Below are 16,307 nucleotides of genomic sequence, written 5' to 3' on the forward strand. Positions count from 1 at the left end.
CCGTGTGCCACTGCGGCCGGTCCGTGACCTGGATCAGTCCATGGTTGTGGCAAAAGCGGATCAGCGTGGCCACGGGAAAGCGCAGCATCTGGTCGGTGGGGCAGGACCAGATGCAGCCCATCATGGGCAGCAGGTAGTCCTGACGGAAGGCGGCGCCAAAGCCGTGGTCGTCCAGAAAATCGCCGATGGCGCTGCGCAGCCGCACTTCATCGCCTTCCTGGGCGATGCGCGTGGCCAGGCGGTTGAAGCGCAGGATCTCGGCCAGCATCTTCAGAAAGCGCGGGCGCAGCAGATTGCCCCGCTGCGCGAACACGCCGCCCAGCGAACTGCCGCTCCATTCCAGGCCCGCGCGGCCATCGGCCTCAGGCACCTGCACGGAAAACGACATCTCGGCGGCAGCCGTGGGCACCTGCAGCTGCTCGAACAAACGTGTCAGCAGCGGATAAGTGCGGTGGTTGAAAACCAGAAAGCCGGTGTCCACGCCCTGGCTCACGCCGCCCAGCGTCAGGTCCACCGTGTTGGCGTGTCCCCCGAAATGGCCGCCCGCCTCCAGCAAGGTCACGGCAGGCCCGCCCGGCGCCGCGGCCAGGCGGCTCGCTGCGGCCAGCCCCGCAATCCCCGAACCGATGACAGCAATGCGATGCATGGAGGCGCCTTTCTTGGTTGAACAGCCCGACTAGACCACAAAGACCAAATCGTGAACTGATGAGTTCAAACTATAAACCAAACATACCCGCTTTGCACTATTTGGTATCAGATATGACCTGCGAGGTCTAAAATATCGCTATGACTAGCCGCTCCTCCATCAAAGAACAGATACAGCGCGTGCGCGAGCAGGCCATCGTGGCGGCCGTCAACCGGCTGCTGGCCACCAAGGGCTACGACGCCATGACGGTGGACGAGGTCGCGGCCGAGGCCGGCATGGCCAAGGCCAGCCTGTACAAGCTGTTCACTTCCAAGGAAGAACTGGCGGGCGCCGCCATGGTGGGCGTGCTGGACCGCGCCCTGGCCTTTGTGGACGGCCTGCGCGACACGGCGGCCCAGGCCGCCGAGGCCGGCACGCCGGTGCGCCCGCTGGACCAGCTCAAGGCCGTGACATGCTGGGCCATGCAGACCCAGCTGGAAGGCGAAATGCCCTCCCTGCCGGCGCAGAACTCCAACCTCAGTGCCTCCCTGCAATCCAACGATGCCTACATGGACCGGCTGATCGCACTGAGCAACCGCCTGAGCATCTGGATCACCGAGGCCCAGACCAGCGGCCAGCTCCAGCCCGCGCTGCCGGCCGAGCTGGTGCTCTACACGCTGTTCGCGCGGGCCTGCGATCCGGTGGTGGCCCTGCTCAAGGAATCGGGCCAGTACACGCACGAGCAGATCATCGACTGGGTCACGAGCACCACGTTCGACGGGCTGGCCGCAGCCGTTTGAAGGGCCGGCCCGGGCCGCTGCGGCCTCAATGCAAATGAGAATTCATATCAACTGGATAAAATACCGGGAGTTCTTTGACGCACAAGAGGAAAGGCCCGGCACGTGCATCCATCCACCGACAGTGGCGCCAGCCAGGCTCTGGGCAGCATGTACGCGCAGCACAACCCTTGGCTGGTCGCGTGGCTGCAGCGCAGGCTGGGCAACCGCTGCGATGCGGCCGACCTGGCCCAGGACACGTTCACGCGCATCTGGGTCAGCGCCAGGACACAGGCCATCGAGGACATTAAGGAGCCCCGCGCCTACCTGACGACGGTGGCCCGGCGGCTGCTGGTCAACCACCTGGAGCGCCGCTCGCTGGAGCAGGCCTACCTGGCATCCCTGCACCTTCTGCCCCAGGCCACCGTGCTGTCCGTGGAGGCGCGGGCCATCCTGCTGGAGACGCTGCAGGAGCTCGATGCGCTGCTGGACGCCCTGCCCGCCAAGGTGCGCACGGCCTTTCTCATGTCCCAGCTCGAAGGCCTGTCCTACGAGGATATTGCCGCCCACATGCAACTGAGCGTGCGCACCGTGACGCGCTACATGGCCCAGGGCTTTCGGCAATGCCTGCTGGTGATGCTGGAGCGCTGAGCATGCAGGCCGCAGACGCACGCATCCTGGACGAGGCTGCCCGCTGGCTGGCCCGCAGGCACGCCTCGGACTTCAGCGCGGCCGAGCAGGCCGAGCTGGCACGCTGGCGCAGCCAGAGCAGCCGGCATGAACAGATCTGGCAATGCGCCGAGCAGCTCAAGGGCCGCTTCAACACCGTTCCCGGCGCCATCGGCATGGCCACGCTCAACCGCGCCCGGCCATCGGCCGCAAGGCGCCAGCTGCTGCGCTCGGCCGTGCTGGCCCTGGCCACGCCCGCGCTGGGCTGGCTGGCCTGGCGCCACCTGCCCTGGCAGGACTGGACGGCCGACTACCGCACGGCCAAGGGCGAGCGCCGCGCGGTCACGCTGGCCGATGGCAGCCGCGTGCAGCTGAACACGGCCTCGGCCATCAGCGTGCGCATGGATGGCACGGCGCGGCGCATCCGCCAGCATGCGGGGGAAATCCTGTTCGAGACCGCGCATGCCCCGCCCTACGCCTCCCAGCCTTTCATGGTGCAGACAGACGACGGCCAGATGCAGGCCCTGGGCACGCGCTTCATCGTGCGCAAGCTGGAGCACGGCACGGCGCTGGCCGTGCTGGAGGGCGCGGTGCGCGTCACGCCGGCAGCATCGGCCACGGCCGTGGTGGTGCATGCGGGCGAGCAACTGCATTTCGATGGCCATGGCGCCAGCGCCACCCGCCCGGTGGCGGCGGGGGACTCGGCCTGGACGCTGGGCGTGCTCTATGCCGAGAACCTGCGGCTGCAGGACTTCCTGGCCGAGCTGTCGCGCTACCGCGAAGGCCTTGTGCGGTGCGACGACGATGTCGCCGACCTGCGCGTCTCCGGCACGTACCAGCTGCAAGACACCGACCGCATCCTGGCCCTGCTGGCCCAGACCCTGCCGGTGCGCGTGCACGAGCGCAGCCGGTACTGGGTGACGGTGGAGCGGCGCTGATTTGGATTTTTTTCTGCCAGGGCTGTCCGGTTTTTCACTCTCGCCTGTCAAGGGGTGTGAAAAGCACTTTCATCGACCGCCCAGAGGACAGAACACCATGCACTCCCCTTCTTCCACCGCCGGACCACGCGCCAGCCTGCGCGCCACCGCCTTGGCGGCCCTGGCCGTCAGCACCTCGCTGCTGCTGCACGCGCTGCCAGTCCAGGCGGCCGAGCCGGCCGCCAGCGCCGCTGCCCGGAGCTACCAGATCCAGCCGGGACCGCTGGGCCCGGCGCTGATGGCCTTTGCCGCACAGGCAGGCGTGAACCTGGGCATGGACCTGCAGCAGCTCGGCGGCATGGAGACACGCGGCCTGTCCGGCACGTTCTCCGTGGAGGACGGCTTTGCGCAGCTGCTGAACACGTCAGGCTGGACAGCACGCCGCGTGGGTGCGGGCAACTATGCGCTGGAGAAGCTGCCTGCGGCGGCCCGCCAGGCGCCGTCCGCTGCAGCGGCCGTGCCCTCACCCTCACCCTCACCCTCAGCCCCGGCCGCAGCCCCAGCCGCAGCACAGGCCACGGAACTTGCCGCCATCACGGTGACCGCGCGCACGCAGAACAACCTGGTCGCGCCCTCGCGGCAGGTCACGATTCTGGAAGGCCAGGAGGTCGAGCAGCTGCGCCAGGGCTCGGACAGCCTGGCCACCATGCTCAGCAAGGTGGTTCCGGGCATGGCGGACTCCAGCCACACCATCACCGACTACGGCCAGACGCTGCGGGGCCGCAACATGCTGGTGCTGGTGGACGGCGTTCCGCTGAACACCAACCGCGACTCGTCCAGGAACCTGGCCAACATCAACCCGGCCGACATCGAGCAGATCGAGGTGCTGCGCGGCAGCAGCGCCATCTACGGCAGCGGTGCGGCGGGCGGCATTGTCTCCATCCGCACCAAGCGGCCCTCTGGCGAGACGCGGGCCGAGACCATCGTCACCGGCTCGGCTCCCCTGTCGCGCCTGCGCGGCGCGGGGCTGGGCGGCGAGGTGCAGCACTACCTGTCCGGCGGCGGCGAGGTGGTCGACTACTCGGTGAGCCTGGGCGCCAAGCACATGGGAGGCGCCTTCGACGCCAAGGGCAACCGCATTGCGCCCGAGCCCAGCCAGGGCGACCTGTTCGACTCCAACATCTACAACGCGTCGGCCAAGATCGGCTTCAAGCTCGATGCCGACCAGCGCCTGCAATTGACCGCCAGCCACTACAACGCGGCCCAGGACACGGACTACGCCTCCGACCCGTCGGTGGCGCGGCTGCCGGCCGGAACGGCCGCGGCCCGCCCCATCAAGGGCTTGGTGCTGGCCGACCAGAACCAGATCAAGAACACCATGCTGGGCCTGGACTACGAGAACCGGGACATCGCAGGCAGCACGCTGGCCGCCCAGCTCTACTACCGGGATTTCTTCACGCGGTTTGCGCCCTTCGACGCACGCGCCGTGCCGGTGCGGGGCGCCAATGTCGATCAGTCCATGCAGAACTCCGAGGTCTTTGGCGGGCGCCTGACACTGAAGACGCCGCTGGGCGCCAGCAAGAAAAGCCTGCTGATCTGGGGTGCGGACTTCCACCAGGAGCGCACCGACATGCCCATCGACATCTTCGACCCCCGGGCCTATGACGCCAGCGGCGGCCTGGTCTTCAACAAGACCGGCCGCCTGGTCTACATGCCCCCGGTCACCACGCGCAGCATCGGCGCCTTCGCCCAGCTGCAGCACCAGTTCAGCGACCAATGGTCGGTCGAAGGCGGCCTGCGCTACGACCGCGCCCAGGCCAGCTTCAACGACTTCACGCCGCTGTCGCAATCGCGGGTGCCCAACCCCCAGTCCGTGAATGGCGGCACCGTCCAGTACAACGCCTGGACCTACAACCTGGGCACGGTCTTCACGCCGGTGAAGGGCCAGGAGTTCTATGCCTCGTACAGCCAGGGCTTCGAGCTGCCGGACATCGGCGTGGTGGTGCGCAATGCCACGCCGGCCTTCAACCTGGGCAACTCCAACCTGCAGGCGGTCAAGACCAACACCTATGAAATGGGCTGGCGCGGCAAGTTCTCCAACGTGATGGCCAATCTCAGCGTCTTCCAGTCGCGCTCCAACCTGGGCGCCGTGCAAAGCTTCAACAACGGCCTGTCCCTGCTGCGCACCCGCGAGAAGATCCACGGCATCGAAGGCGGCCTGGACTACTTCAGCGATGACGACCACTGGAGCGCGGGCGGCAGCTTCACCTGGATGAAGGGCCGCGAGCTGCCCCAGGCCGCCAGCGGCTACCAGGACATGACGGGCTTTCGCATCCCGCCGCTCAAGCTGACGGCCTATGTGGAGTACCGGCCCGATGCCCGCTGGAGCCACCGCCTGCAGGCAACCTCGTATGCCGCCAAGGACTACCGCCTGGACGGCAAGACCGGCTTTGGCCGCTATGACACGCGGGGCTACACCACGGTGGACCTGATCAGCCAGTGGAAGATCGACCCCAAGAACCGCGTGTCCCTGGGCGTGGAAAACCTGTTCAACCGCCAGTACTTCCCGCTCTACAGCCAGCTGCTGCGCAGCAACAACAACACCAGCCGCCTGCCAGCGGCCGGCACGGTGCTGAAGATCAGCTACGCGCACACCTGGTGACCTGCGGGCAGGCACCGATCGCCGGGGCCTGCCAATACCCACCCGTGCAGCCCGGACGACCCCCTGGTTAAAATGAGAACCAATCGCATTAAGTCATTGATATCAGGGGATTCATCTTTGCGGTTGTGGGGGTCAGCATGTCATCCGGCGAATTCGCGCTGCACAACGAGGTCCAGTCGCTCTATCGTGACCATCACCGATGGCTGCGCGATTGGCTGCGCGGAAAACTGGGCTGTTCCCACCATGCCGCCGACCTGGCCCACGACACCTTCGTGCGCCTGCTCGGCCGCAAGGAGCGGGCGGACCCGGTGGACCCCCGCGCCTACCTGACCACCATCGCCCACGGCCTGGTGGTGGACTTTCACCGGCGCCGGGCGCTGGAGCGGGCCTATCTGGAATCGCTGGCCGCCCTGCCCGAGCCGCAGGCGCCCTCGCCCGAGGCACGCGCCATCGTGCTGGAGGCCCTGGTGGCCATCGACGCCATGCTCGACGGCATGAAGCCCGCCGTGCGCCAGGCCTTCATCCTCTCGCAGCTCGAAGGCCTGACCTATGCGCAGATCGCCGCCCGGCTGCAGGTGACCGTGCGCACCGTCAACAACTACATGCTCAAGGCGCTGGAGCACTGCTACCTCATCGTGGCAGACGGCGCATGACGGCCTTGCCCTCGAACAGCGACAGCGCCCTGGACGCGGCTGCACATTCGCCCACCCACACCACCACCCCAGCCCAGGCACAGGCCCGCATCCGCCAGGAAGCGATTGCCTGGTACGCGCGCCTGTGCTCCGGCGATGCCACCGACGCCGACCGTGCCGCCTGGCAGCGCTGGCATGAGGCCCACCCCGAGCACCAGCGCGCATGGCGGCATTTCGACGCCCTGCAGTCCATGCTGCAGCGCGTGCCGGGCCACCTGGCCGCCTCCACGCTGCAGGCCAGCCGGCGCAGCCGCCGCCGGGTGCTGCGCGGCATCGGCGCACTGGTGGGCAGCGGGGCCGTGGCGGGCCTGTCATGGCAGCTGGCCGGCGGGCAGGGCGGCGTGCGCTCCTGGCTGGCCGACTACCGCACCGGCACGGGCGAGCGCCGCACCGTCACGCTGGCCGACGGGTCCGAGCTGACGCTGAACACGCGGACCTCGGTGGATGTGTCCATGGACCCCGTGCGCCGGCTGCTGGTGCTGCGCGAGGGCGAGATCCTGGTGCAGACCGCCCATTCCCTTTCCGGGCCCGGCGCGGGCGCCAAGGATGGCCGCCCGTTCATGGTGCACACGCCGCAGGGCCGCATCCTGGCGCTGGGCACGCGCTTCACCGTGCGCAGCCAGGGGGGCGCGGGCGGTGACACCGTGGTGAGCGTGCTGCAGGACGCCGTGGAAATCCAGCCCCTGCAGGACCCCAGCCGCAGCCTGCGGCTGCAGGCCGGCCAGCAGGCCAACTTCAGCCGCAACGGCATGCTGCCCGCCCAGGCCGCCGACCCGGCCCAGGTCAGCTGGGTGGGCGGCAGCCTCATCGTGGACGGCTGGCGGCTGGACGACGTGGTGCGCGAACTCGCACGCTACCGGCCCGGCCGCCTGGCCTGCGACCCGGCCGTGGCCGGCCTGCGCGTGTCCGGCGTGTTTCCCCTGGCCGACACGGACAAGGCGCTGGCTGTCATCACGCGCGCCTTCCCGGTGCGCGCGGCCGGCCTGTCGCGCTACTGGCTGACCCTGGTGCCCGTCTAGGGCCAGCCCAGGGCGAGCCAGGGTCAGCCAGTTCCCCATGCCGCACAAAAAACTTCGCGGCCCATTTTCATCTTTTGCGATCTCGTTCGGCTCCCTTCATGAAAGCCCTTGTCTCACCGCTGTTCATGGCCAGGAAACCCGAATGCAAACGCCCTTCACACCGACACCCGCCCGCGCGGCGCTGACCTGCCTGCTGGCTGCGGCGGTGGCATGGGCGGCCCCCGGCCATGCGGCCGAGCCCCTGGCGCAGACCCGCCAGGCCGCCAGGGCCTATGAGATCGGGGCCGGCCCGCTGGCCTCGGTGCTGGGCCAGTTTGCGGCGGCCGCAGGCGTGGCCCTGTCCTATGACCCGGCCAGCACGCGCCAGCGGCAGTCGGGTGGCCTGCGCGGCAGCTATACCGTGGGCGCGGGCTTTGCGGCCATCCTGGCGGGCTCCGGGCTGGAGGCGGTGGAAGGCGGCGCGGGTGAATTCATCGTGCGCAAGGCGGCCATGCCCGCAACGGCCGGCGCTGCAGCGGCCGACGCCACCGAGCTGCCCGCCGTGCGCGTCGTGGCCCGGGCGGCCCCTGCCCCGGTCGATGCCGACGAGCGCTACCAGCCCACGCCCGATGCCTCCAGCCTGCGCACCACGGCGCCCGTGCTGGAGATCCCGCAGGTGGTCAACGTGGTGCCGGCCCAGGTGATCCGCGACCAGCGCCCGCGCAACCTGGACGAGGCGCTGGCCAATGTCAGCGGCGTCACCCAGGGCAACACCCTGGCCAGCACGCAGGACACCATCATGAAGCGCGGCTTCGGCACCAACCGCGACGGCTCCGTCATGCACAACGGCATGCCCCTGGTACAGGGGCGCGGCATGAACGCCGCCGCCGAGAGCGTGGAAGTGATCAAGGGCCCGTCCTCGCTGCTGTACGGCCTCATGGACCCGGGCGGCGTGATCAACGTGGTCAGCAAGAAGCCGCAGCTGCGCCAGCGCACGGCGCTGTCGCTGCAGGGCTCGGGCTACGCGGGCGGGCGCAACGGCACGGGTGCCACGCTGGACACCACCGGCCCCATCGGTGAGAACGGTCTGGCCTACCGCCTGGTCGTCGACCATGTGGACGAGGACTACTGGCGCAACTTCGGCCAGCACCGCGAGACGCTGGTGGCGCCGTCGCTGGCCTGGTATGGCGACGACACCCAGGCCGTGCTCTGGTACGAGTACCGCAAGTACCTGACGCCCTTCGATCGCGGCACGGCGCTGGACCCGGTCACCCGGCGCCCGCTGGACCTTCCGGCCACGCGCCGGCTGGACGAGCCCTTCAACCAGATGACGGGCGAGACCCACCTGGCCCAGCTCTCCGTGGACCACCGCCTGGGCAGCGGCTGGGCCGCCCACCTGAACCTGAGCTACAACCGCGAGATCTACGACGCCAACCAGCTGCGCGTGAACGGCGTGAACACCGCGCGCGGCACCCTGCAGCGCAGCAACGACGCCACGCACGGCGCACTCAGCACCGACAGCTATGGCTCGGCCTATGTGGACGGCAGCGTGCAGCTGGCCGGCCTGCGCCATGACCTGCAGTTCGGCGCCGATGCCGAGTACCGGCTGATCTACCGCTCCGACCTGCTGCGCCAGGCCGTCACCTCCACCTTCAGCTACACCAATCCCGTCTACGGGCTGGAGCAGCCCTCGGCCACCGTCTCGGCCAGCGACAGCGATCAGAGGGACCAGCTGCACAACCAGTCGCTGTTCCTGCAGGACGCCATCCACCTGGGCGACCGCTGGGTGCTGACGACCGGCCTGCGCTACCAGACCTGGCGCCAGACCGCCGGCCGGGGCCGCCCGTTCAAGGCCAACACCCAGGCCGATGGCACGGCCTGGCTGCCGCGCGCCGGCCTGGTCTACCAACTGGCCGGCGGCCTGTCGCTCTACGGCAACTACTCGCAGTCGCTCAGGCCCACCTCCACCATCGCGCCGCTGGCCAGCGGCGCCGTGATCGACTCGGGCGTGGCGCCCGAGGAGGCCCGGTCCTGGGAAGCCGGCGCCAAGCTGGACCTGCCAGGGCAGCTCACCGGCACGCTGGCGCTGTTCGACATCCGCAAGAAGAACGTGCTGGTGTCCCAGTTCAACGACGCCACCAAGCTGACCGACTGGCGCACCTCGGGCGCGGCGCGATCGCGCGGGCTGGAGGTGGATGTGGCCGGCGAGCTGGGCCGCCACTGGAGCGCCATCGCGGCCTTCGCCTATGTGGATGCCAAGACCACGCAGGACCCGCTCTACCAGGGCAACCAGCTGTGGAACGTGGCGCGGCAGACGGCCTCGCTGTCGGCCGTGTACGACTTCGGCCAGGTCCTGGGCGATGTGCTGGGCGGTGTGCTGGGCGAGGGCCGGCTGCGCGTGGGCGGCGGTCTGCAGTACGTGGGCAGGCGGCCCGGCGACTCTGCCAACTCCTTCTGGCTGCCGGGCTACACCGTGGCCCATGCCTTTGCCACGTATGACACGCGGATCAACGGCTACAGGACGCGCTTTCAGCTCAACGTGAAGAACCTGTTCGACCGCACCTACTACCCGTCGAGCGCCAACACCTACTTCATCTCGATGGGCGACGCGCGCCAGGTGCTGCTGCGCGCCACGGTCGAGTTCTGAGCGCACGCCAGCCCCGCCCCTGGCCTTTCCTTTTTCCGTGTCTGTCCCGGCCCGCAGCCGCATGCGATGCCGCGCATCACGCATCACCTCCATGAACTTCCCGGAAGTCTTTTCCATGCACCGCCAAGCAACCGCCCCCTCCCCCGCTTTTTCGCGCCGCTCGGCCCTGCTGCTGGCTGCCGCCGGCCTGCTGGCCGGCAACCTGCTTGCACCGGCCCTGGCCGCCCCGTCCAACTCGCCTGCCACGCCCAATCCCCCCAAGAAAGTGCTGCTGGTGGTGCGCGTGGAAGGCAAGAGCCTGCCCGTGGACCAGAAGATCCAGCAGCACCTGGCCGCGCGCGGCTACGCCGTCACCCTGCACAGCCAGTACGCGCCCGTGGAGGCCGCGCTGGACGCGGACCTGGTCATCCTCTCGTCCACCATCCGCTCGCATGACCTGCTGGGCGCCTACCGCAACGTGCCCGTGCCCCTGCTGACCTGGGAGAACGACCTGCTCGACGATCTGGCCATGACCGGCAAGCGCGCGGGCACCGATTTCGGCAGCGTGGAAAAGGACCGCTACGTCTGGCTGGTCAACGCGCCCCACCCCATGGCGGCCGGGCTGCCGGCCGGCGTGGTCGATGTCTATGAAAAGCAGGCCACCATGAGCTGGGGCAAGCCCGGCCTGGGCGCCACCACCATCGCCACCGTGCACGGCCACCCCGACAAGGCCGCCATCTTCGGCTACGAGAAGGGCGCCACCATGGACTACGAATCGCTGGCCCCCGCGCGCCGCGTGATGTTCTTCCTGGACAACGAAACCTTCCCCAATCTCTCCCCGGCCGGCCTGAAGCTGTTCGATGCCGCCGTGGACTGGGCACTGCAAGTGCGCTGATCTCCCCGCTTATCTCCGCCGCTTATCGCCTCGCCGAACGCTTTTTTCCTCTATTGACTGGCCATTGCGCATGCCTTCCTCCTTCCACACCCTCCCCCCCATTGCCGGCATGCCCCGATCCTGCCTGTGCCTTGCCCTGGCTGCCATCCCCGTGATGGCCTTCTCCCAGGCTGCCGACGCACCGTCCACGCAACTGGAAACCGTGCAGATCCAGGCCGAGAAGCAGCAGAACAACGAAGACAACTTCGTCGCCCGCAAAACCACGGGCGTGCTGCGCTCCGATGCGCCGCTGTTCGAGACCGCGCAGTCCATCAGCGTGGTGACCCAGCGCCAGATCGAGGAAAAACAGGTCAGGTCCGTGGCCGAGGCGCTGGAGAGCGTGGCCGGTGTTGCGTCCGGCTCGTACGGCCGGCGCGGCTGGGATGACTTCATCATCCGCGGCCAGATCTCCAGCGCGCAAACCTATGTGGACGGCCTGCGGGCGCAGACCTCCACCAATGTGCTGCGCTCCGAGGACATCTTCGGCATCGGCTCCATCGAAGTGGTCAAGGGCCCCACCTCGGTGGGCTTCGGCCTGGCCCTGCCGGGAGGCCTGGTCAACCTGACCACCAAGCGCCCGCAGGCCGAGTCGTTCTCGCGCGCCGGTATCAGCGTGGGCAGCTATGGATTGAAGGAGGCCAATTTCGACCTGAACTACTCGCCCAACGGAAGCCGCAAGGGCGCCTTCCGCATCTTGGGCCGCGCATCCGACCAGAACGATCCCACGGACTACGTCTACTTCAAGAACCAGTACCTGGCGGGCTCGTACAACTTCGACCTGGATGGCAGCAACGAGCTGTCCGTCATCGCCAGCTACCAGCACCGCAACTACATCCGCAACCAGGGCATTCCGCAGAACTACGAAAAATACGGTCGCAATGTCTTCATCGGCGAACCCGACCGCAGCTACGAGGTGGACTCCTACCGCCTGGGCGCCAACTACGCGCACTACTTCGACAACGAATGGGTGTTCCGCCAGAACTTCGCGCTCACCAAGGGCAGCAGCCTGAGCAACTCGGTCTTTGCGGCGGCCAATGCCAGGTTCCCCCTGGTGGCGCGCCAGATCAACTACCAGGACAAGCAGGACGTCAACATCGCCCTGGACAACTACCTGCAGCGCAACTTCCGATTCGACCGCGTGAACTACGAGCTGACCGCCGGCATCGACATGATGCGAGAGCGCAGCGACTACTACCAGCGCGTGGACAACATCAACCCCTTCAACGCCGACAACCCGGTCTATGGCGTGACCTCCATCCGGCCGGGCAAGCCCTCGCACAACCTGACCTACAGCCAGTACGTGGGCCTGTACCTGCGCAACACCATCAAGATCGACGAGAAATGGATCGTCGGCCTGAACGGCCGCCATGACTGGACGCGCGTGGAAATCCAGGACAGGCTGGCCGGCGGCTCCGTCAGCAACAGCAACACCGCCTTCACGGGCAGCGCCTCGCTGATGTACCAGGCCAGCGAGTTCCTGGCACCCTACGTCAGCTACTCCACCTCCTTCATGCCCGTGACGGATGCCGGCATCAACGGCACGCTGCTCAATCCCGAGGAAGGCAAGCAGACCGAACTGGGCGTGAAATTCCAGGCCCTGGACCGGCGCGTGCAAGGCTATCTGGCGGTGTATGACCTGCGGCGCAAGAACGTCACCGAGAACGACGCCACGCTGGGCTACGCCGTCCAGACCGGGGAGCAGACCACCAAGGGCTTCGAAGCGGAAGTCGTCGCCTCGCTGACGCGGCAATGGAATGTCTCGGCCGCCTACAGCTACATCCCCTCGGCCCGGACCTCCCAAAGCCTGACGGCCAGCGAAATCGGCAAGCGCATCAACCATGTGCCCAAGAACGCGGGCTCCGTCTTCACGCAGTACTACTTCAACCCCGACCGCCTGGGCTGGAACATGGGCGCAGGCCTGCGCATGCAGGGTGCCCGCACGGCGCAGCGCGGCACGGCCTTCGTCAACCTGGCCAGGTACACCCTGCTCGACCTGAACCTGGGCTATGAAGCGAAGTCATGGGGCCTGAGCCTGGCCATCAAGAACCTGCTGGACAAGGACTACGTCCAGGGCACCACGCCGAACGCGCAACTGCTGAGCTTCGGCAGCCCGCGCACGCTGATGGTGAGTGCCAGGTTCAAGTACTGAGGCTGGCTCCTTCAAGCATGCGAGCCTTTCAGCAAAGGTGCGCAACCCGGCCTGGCGGAACTGGTAGCTGGGCGTCCTCAGGTGCGAACGCTGGCTCAGCACCAGTTGGCCGCCCTCCAGCGTGAGTTTCCGACGACAACGTGGCCGTTCCAAGAGTGCCACGGCCTGAGCCGGTGGCCCTGCGGCGACCCCGGCCAGGGGCAGGCCCTCGACACGGAAAAGCCGCCCGAAGGCGGCCGGTTCCAGGGAGCGCTGCACCAGCGCTGGCTGCGATCAATCAGCGTTGCTGTGGCTGGCGCAAAGGCTGCCCTTGTTGGCGGACGTTCGCCTTGCACTGCATCTGGCTGTAGTTCCTGTCCGTGATGGGTTGCCCCATCTGCAGGGGAACATGGACCGGATGCTGCGGGCCTCTCGTGGGAAGAAGCTGTTTCATGGTTCCATCCTCACGTCAAACGGAACGCCGCCCAGCCCGTCAGCGGGGCTGATTGGGCTGCTGCTGGCCTGGCTGGTTCTGGCCAGGTTGCTTGTGCTGGGGGTTGTCCTGCTGCTGCTGTCCCGGTTTTTGCTGGTTCGGGTTCTGCTGCTGCGGGTTGTTTTGCTGCTGCTGTTGCTGGTCGTTTTGCTGAGCCATGGGTATCTCCTTCACATGGTGGTCAAAGAGGCGCGTCAAACGAAGCGCCCGACTGCAGCGCAGATATGCACTGCGCTGGTAACCAGTGTGGGACCAGGCATGCGGCTCAGCCGTAGGACCGGCCAGAGCGTGCGCAGCCCCATGTTGCGACACCGCAGGTAGGCCAGCCGCCGGGTGTCCGACGGACATTTCGCACAGGGCAACGAAGGGCCAGGGCAGGTCACGACCTGCGCACTGCGGCCCCCGGCTCCCTGCCTCACTCCACCGTCACGCTCTTGGCCAGATTGCGCGGCTTGTCCACGTCGGTGCCGCGTGCGCAGGCCGTGTGGTAGGCCAGCAGCTGCAGCGGGACCACGTGCAGGATGGGGCTCAGGGCGCCGTAGTTCTCGGGCATGCGGATGACGTGCATGCCTTCGCTGCTCTCGATGTTGGTCTTGGCATCGGCCAGCACATAGAGCACGCCGCCGCGCGCGCGCACTTCCTGCATGTTGCTCTTGAGCTTTTCCAGCAACTCGTCGTTGGGCGCGACCGTGACCACGGGCATGGCGCTGTCCACCAGGGCCAGCGGGCCGTGCTTGAGCTCGCCCGCCGGATAGGCCTCGGCGTGGATGTAGCTGATTTCCTTGAGCTTGAGCGCGCCTTCCAGCGCAATCGGGTAGTGGATGCCACGGCCCAGGAAGAGCGCGTTCTCGCGCTTGGCGAAGTCCTCGGACCAGCTGATGACCTGGGGCTCCAGCGCCAGCACCGATTGCAGGGCCACGGGCAGGTGGCGCATGGCGGCAAGGTACTGCTGCTCCTTTTCCTCGCTAAGCCGCCCTTGCGACTGGGCCAGGGCCAGGGTCAGCAGGAACAGGCCCGCCAGCTGGGTGGTGAAGGCCTTGGTGGAGGCCACGCCGATCTCCACGCCGGCGCGCGTGATGTAGGCCAGCTCGCATTCGCGCACCATGGCGCTGGTGGCCACGTTGCAGACGGTCAGCGTGTGCTTCATGCCCAGGCTCTGCGCGTGGCGCAGCGCGGCCAGGGTGTCGGCGGTCTCGCCCGACTGGCTGATGGTGACGACCAGGGTCTTGGGATGGGGAACGCTGGTGCGGTAGCGGTACTCGCTGGCCACTTCCACGCTGCAGGGCAGGCCGGCCAGCGCTTCGATCCAGTACTTGGCCGTGCAGCCGCTGTAGTAGCTGGTGCCGCAGGCCAGGATGAGCACGCGGTCGATTTCCTTGAACACGCGCCAGGCCGAGGTGCCGGCCTTGCCGTCCGAGCCCGCGCCGTCGAACAGCTCGGGCACGATGGCCTGCACGCCTTCCAGCGTGTCGGCAATGGCGCGCGGCTGCTCGAAGATTTCCTTTTGCATGTAGTGGCGGTAGGGGCCCAGCTCGGCCGCGCCGCTGTGGGCGTGCACGGTGCGCACGGGGCGCTGCTCGGGCGCCAGGCGCTCGCCGCCCTTGCCCACCAGCCAGTAGCGGCCGGGCTGCAGGTCCACGATGTCGCCCTCTTCCAGGTAGACGATCTGGTCGGTCACGCCGGCCAGGGCCATGGCGTCGCTGGCCAGGAAATGCTCGGTGCCCTCCTGGCCCACGCCGAGGATCAGCGGTGAGCCGGCGCGCGAGCCGACCACGCGCTGCGGCTCGTCCTTGTGCATGACGGCGATGGCGAAGGCACCATGCAGCCGCTGCGTGGCGGCCTGCACGGCCTCGAACAGGTCGCCGCCGTAGAGGCTGTCCACCAGGTGGGCGATGACCTCGGTATCGGTCTGGCTGGCGAAGACATAGCCCTTGGACTGCAGCTCGGCGCGCAGGGCTTCGTAGTTTTCGATGATGCCGTTGTGCACCAGGGCCACGCGGGCCGGCTGGTCGGCATCGGCCACGGGCGAGACGCCGGGGCCGTGGCTGAAATGCGGATGGGCGTTGCGCACGGCCGGCTCGCCATGCGTGGCCCAGCGGGTATGGGCAATGCCGGTGTGGCCGATGACCTTGTCCTGCTGCACCTGGGCCATGAGTTCGGCCACGCGCGCCGTGGAACGGGCGCGCTGCAGGCCCTGGCTGTGCACGCCCTGGGCGTCCAGCGCCTGCACGGCCACGCCGCAGGAGTCATAGCCGCGATATTCCAGGCGCTGCAGGCCCTGGACGAGAACGGGGACGATATCGCGGAAGGAAACCGCTGCGACGATGCCACACATGGACAAGCTCCTTGTTTCGAGATGACGACGGATGCTACGCAGGTTGAAAAGAAATTTCTCGTCAAATTTCTTTGTCCATTGAACTAATATTTCATCAAAACCAACACAAGAAATATTATTTCAATTCATAGAATTCAATGACACAAAATTCCATAGAACTGGACGCCACCGATCTGCGGTTGCTGCAATTGCTGCAGGTCGATGCCAGCCGCAGCAACCAGGCCCTGGCCGCGCTGCTGCAGCTGTCGCCGCCCACCTGCCTGCGCCGCGTGCGGCGGTTGCAGGAGACCGGGCTGATCGAGCGGCAGGTGGCCATCCTCCAGCCGCAACGCCTGGCCGCCGCCCTGGGCCACGGGCTGCAGGCCATCGTGGAAGTCTCGCTGGACCGCCAGGACAGTGATTCGCTGGACAGCTTCGAGCGCCGCGCCGTGGCGCTGGACGCCGTGCAGCAG

The 16,307-nt window shown here is 67.6% G+C and carries 13 protein-coding genes; 11 read left to right on the plus strand and 2 right to left on the minus strand.

What is annotated here, in order from left to right; all coding sequences use genetic code 11:
• On the minus strand, window positions 1-646 hold a 646-nt coding region (locus JHD82_RS25950; RefSeq protein ID WP_199139566.1), incomplete at its 3' end, for an FAD-dependent oxidoreductase.
• 140 nt (window positions 647-786) lie between these two features.
• On the opposite strand from JHD82_RS25950, the gene JHD82_RS25955 reads away from it, so the two are divergent.
• The 10 genes from JHD82_RS25955 (at window position 787) to JHD82_RS26000 (ending at window position 13,841) form a co-directional block, all read left to right on the plus strand.
• A complete protein-coding gene (locus JHD82_RS25955) occupies window positions 787-1,425 on the plus strand; it encodes a TetR/AcrR family transcriptional regulator (RefSeq protein WP_199139568.1) in 639 nt (212 codons plus the stop codon).
• 147 nt (window positions 1,426-1,572) lie between these two features.
• Window positions 1,573-2,052: a sigma-70 family RNA polymerase sigma factor gene (locus JHD82_RS25960; protein WP_199139587.1), complete on the plus strand. Its 480-nt coding sequence runs from the start codon at window positions 1,573-1,575 to the stop codon at window positions 2,050-2,052.
• A gap of 2 nt (window positions 2,053-2,054) precedes the next feature.
• The gene (locus tag JHD82_RS25965) at window positions 2,055-3,008 is read left to right on the plus strand and encodes a FecR domain-containing protein (protein ID WP_199139570.1); all 954 of its coding nucleotides are present in this window, start codon (window positions 2,055-2,057) and stop codon (window positions 3,006-3,008) included.
• A 97-nt stretch (window positions 3,009-3,105) separates the two neighbouring features.
• Window positions 3,106-5,649: a TonB-dependent receptor gene (locus JHD82_RS25970; RefSeq protein WP_199139572.1), complete on the plus strand. Its 2,544-nt coding sequence runs from the start codon at window positions 3,106-3,108 to the stop codon at window positions 5,647-5,649.
• Between the two features lie 137 nt (window positions 5,650-5,786).
• On the plus strand, window positions 5,787-6,302 hold the full coding sequence (locus tag JHD82_RS25975) for a sigma-70 family RNA polymerase sigma factor (protein ID WP_063328504.1): 516 nt from the start codon (window positions 5,787-5,789) through the stop codon (window positions 6,300-6,302).
• Entirely contained in the window at window positions 6,299-7,360 is a 1,062-nt protein-coding gene (locus JHD82_RS25980) for a FecR domain-containing protein (protein WP_012207691.1), read from the plus strand. The genes JHD82_RS25975 and JHD82_RS25980 overlap by 4 nt, the downstream gene beginning before the upstream one ends.
• A gap of 142 nt (window positions 7,361-7,502) precedes the next feature.
• A complete protein-coding gene (locus JHD82_RS25985) occupies window positions 7,503-9,986 on the plus strand; it encodes a TonB-dependent receptor (protein WP_199139574.1) in 2,484 nt (827 codons plus the stop codon).
• 115 nt (window positions 9,987-10,101) lie between these two features.
• Entirely contained in the window at window positions 10,102-10,860 is a 759-nt protein-coding gene (locus JHD82_RS25990) for a hypothetical protein (RefSeq protein WP_233174893.1), read from the plus strand.
• Between the two features lie 70 nt (window positions 10,861-10,930).
• Window positions 10,931-13,048, plus strand: coding sequence for a TonB-dependent siderophore receptor (locus JHD82_RS25995; RefSeq protein ID WP_199139578.1), 2,118 nt, complete (start codon window positions 10,931-10,933; stop codon window positions 13,046-13,048).
• 388 nt (window positions 13,049-13,436) lie between these two features.
• Window positions 13,437-13,841 carry a hypothetical protein gene (locus JHD82_RS26000; RefSeq protein ID WP_199139580.1) on the plus strand — a complete coding sequence of 135 codons (405 nt, stop codon included), beginning with the start codon at window positions 13,437-13,439 and terminating at the stop codon, window positions 13,839-13,841.
• 94 nt (window positions 13,842-13,935) lie between these two features.
• Here the strand turns inward: JHD82_RS26000 and glmS are convergent, their stop codons facing one another.
• Window positions 13,936-15,855, minus strand: coding sequence for a glutamine--fructose-6-phosphate transaminase (isomerizing) (gene glmS, locus JHD82_RS26005; protein ID WP_199139583.1), 1,920 nt, complete (start codon window positions 15,853-15,855; stop codon window positions 13,936-13,938).
• 137 nt (window positions 15,856-15,992) lie between these two features.
• Here glmS and JHD82_RS26010 point away from each other — a divergent pair.
• A partial coding sequence (locus JHD82_RS26010) for an Lrp/AsnC family transcriptional regulator (RefSeq protein ID WP_199139585.1) occupies window positions 15,993-16,307 on the plus strand: 315 nt, incomplete at its 3' end.

The sequence above is a fragment of the Delftia sp. ASV31 genome, from assembly GCF_016428765.1.
Classification (GTDB): Bacteria; Pseudomonadota; Gammaproteobacteria; order Burkholderiales; family Burkholderiaceae_C; genus Comamonas; species Comamonas acidovorans.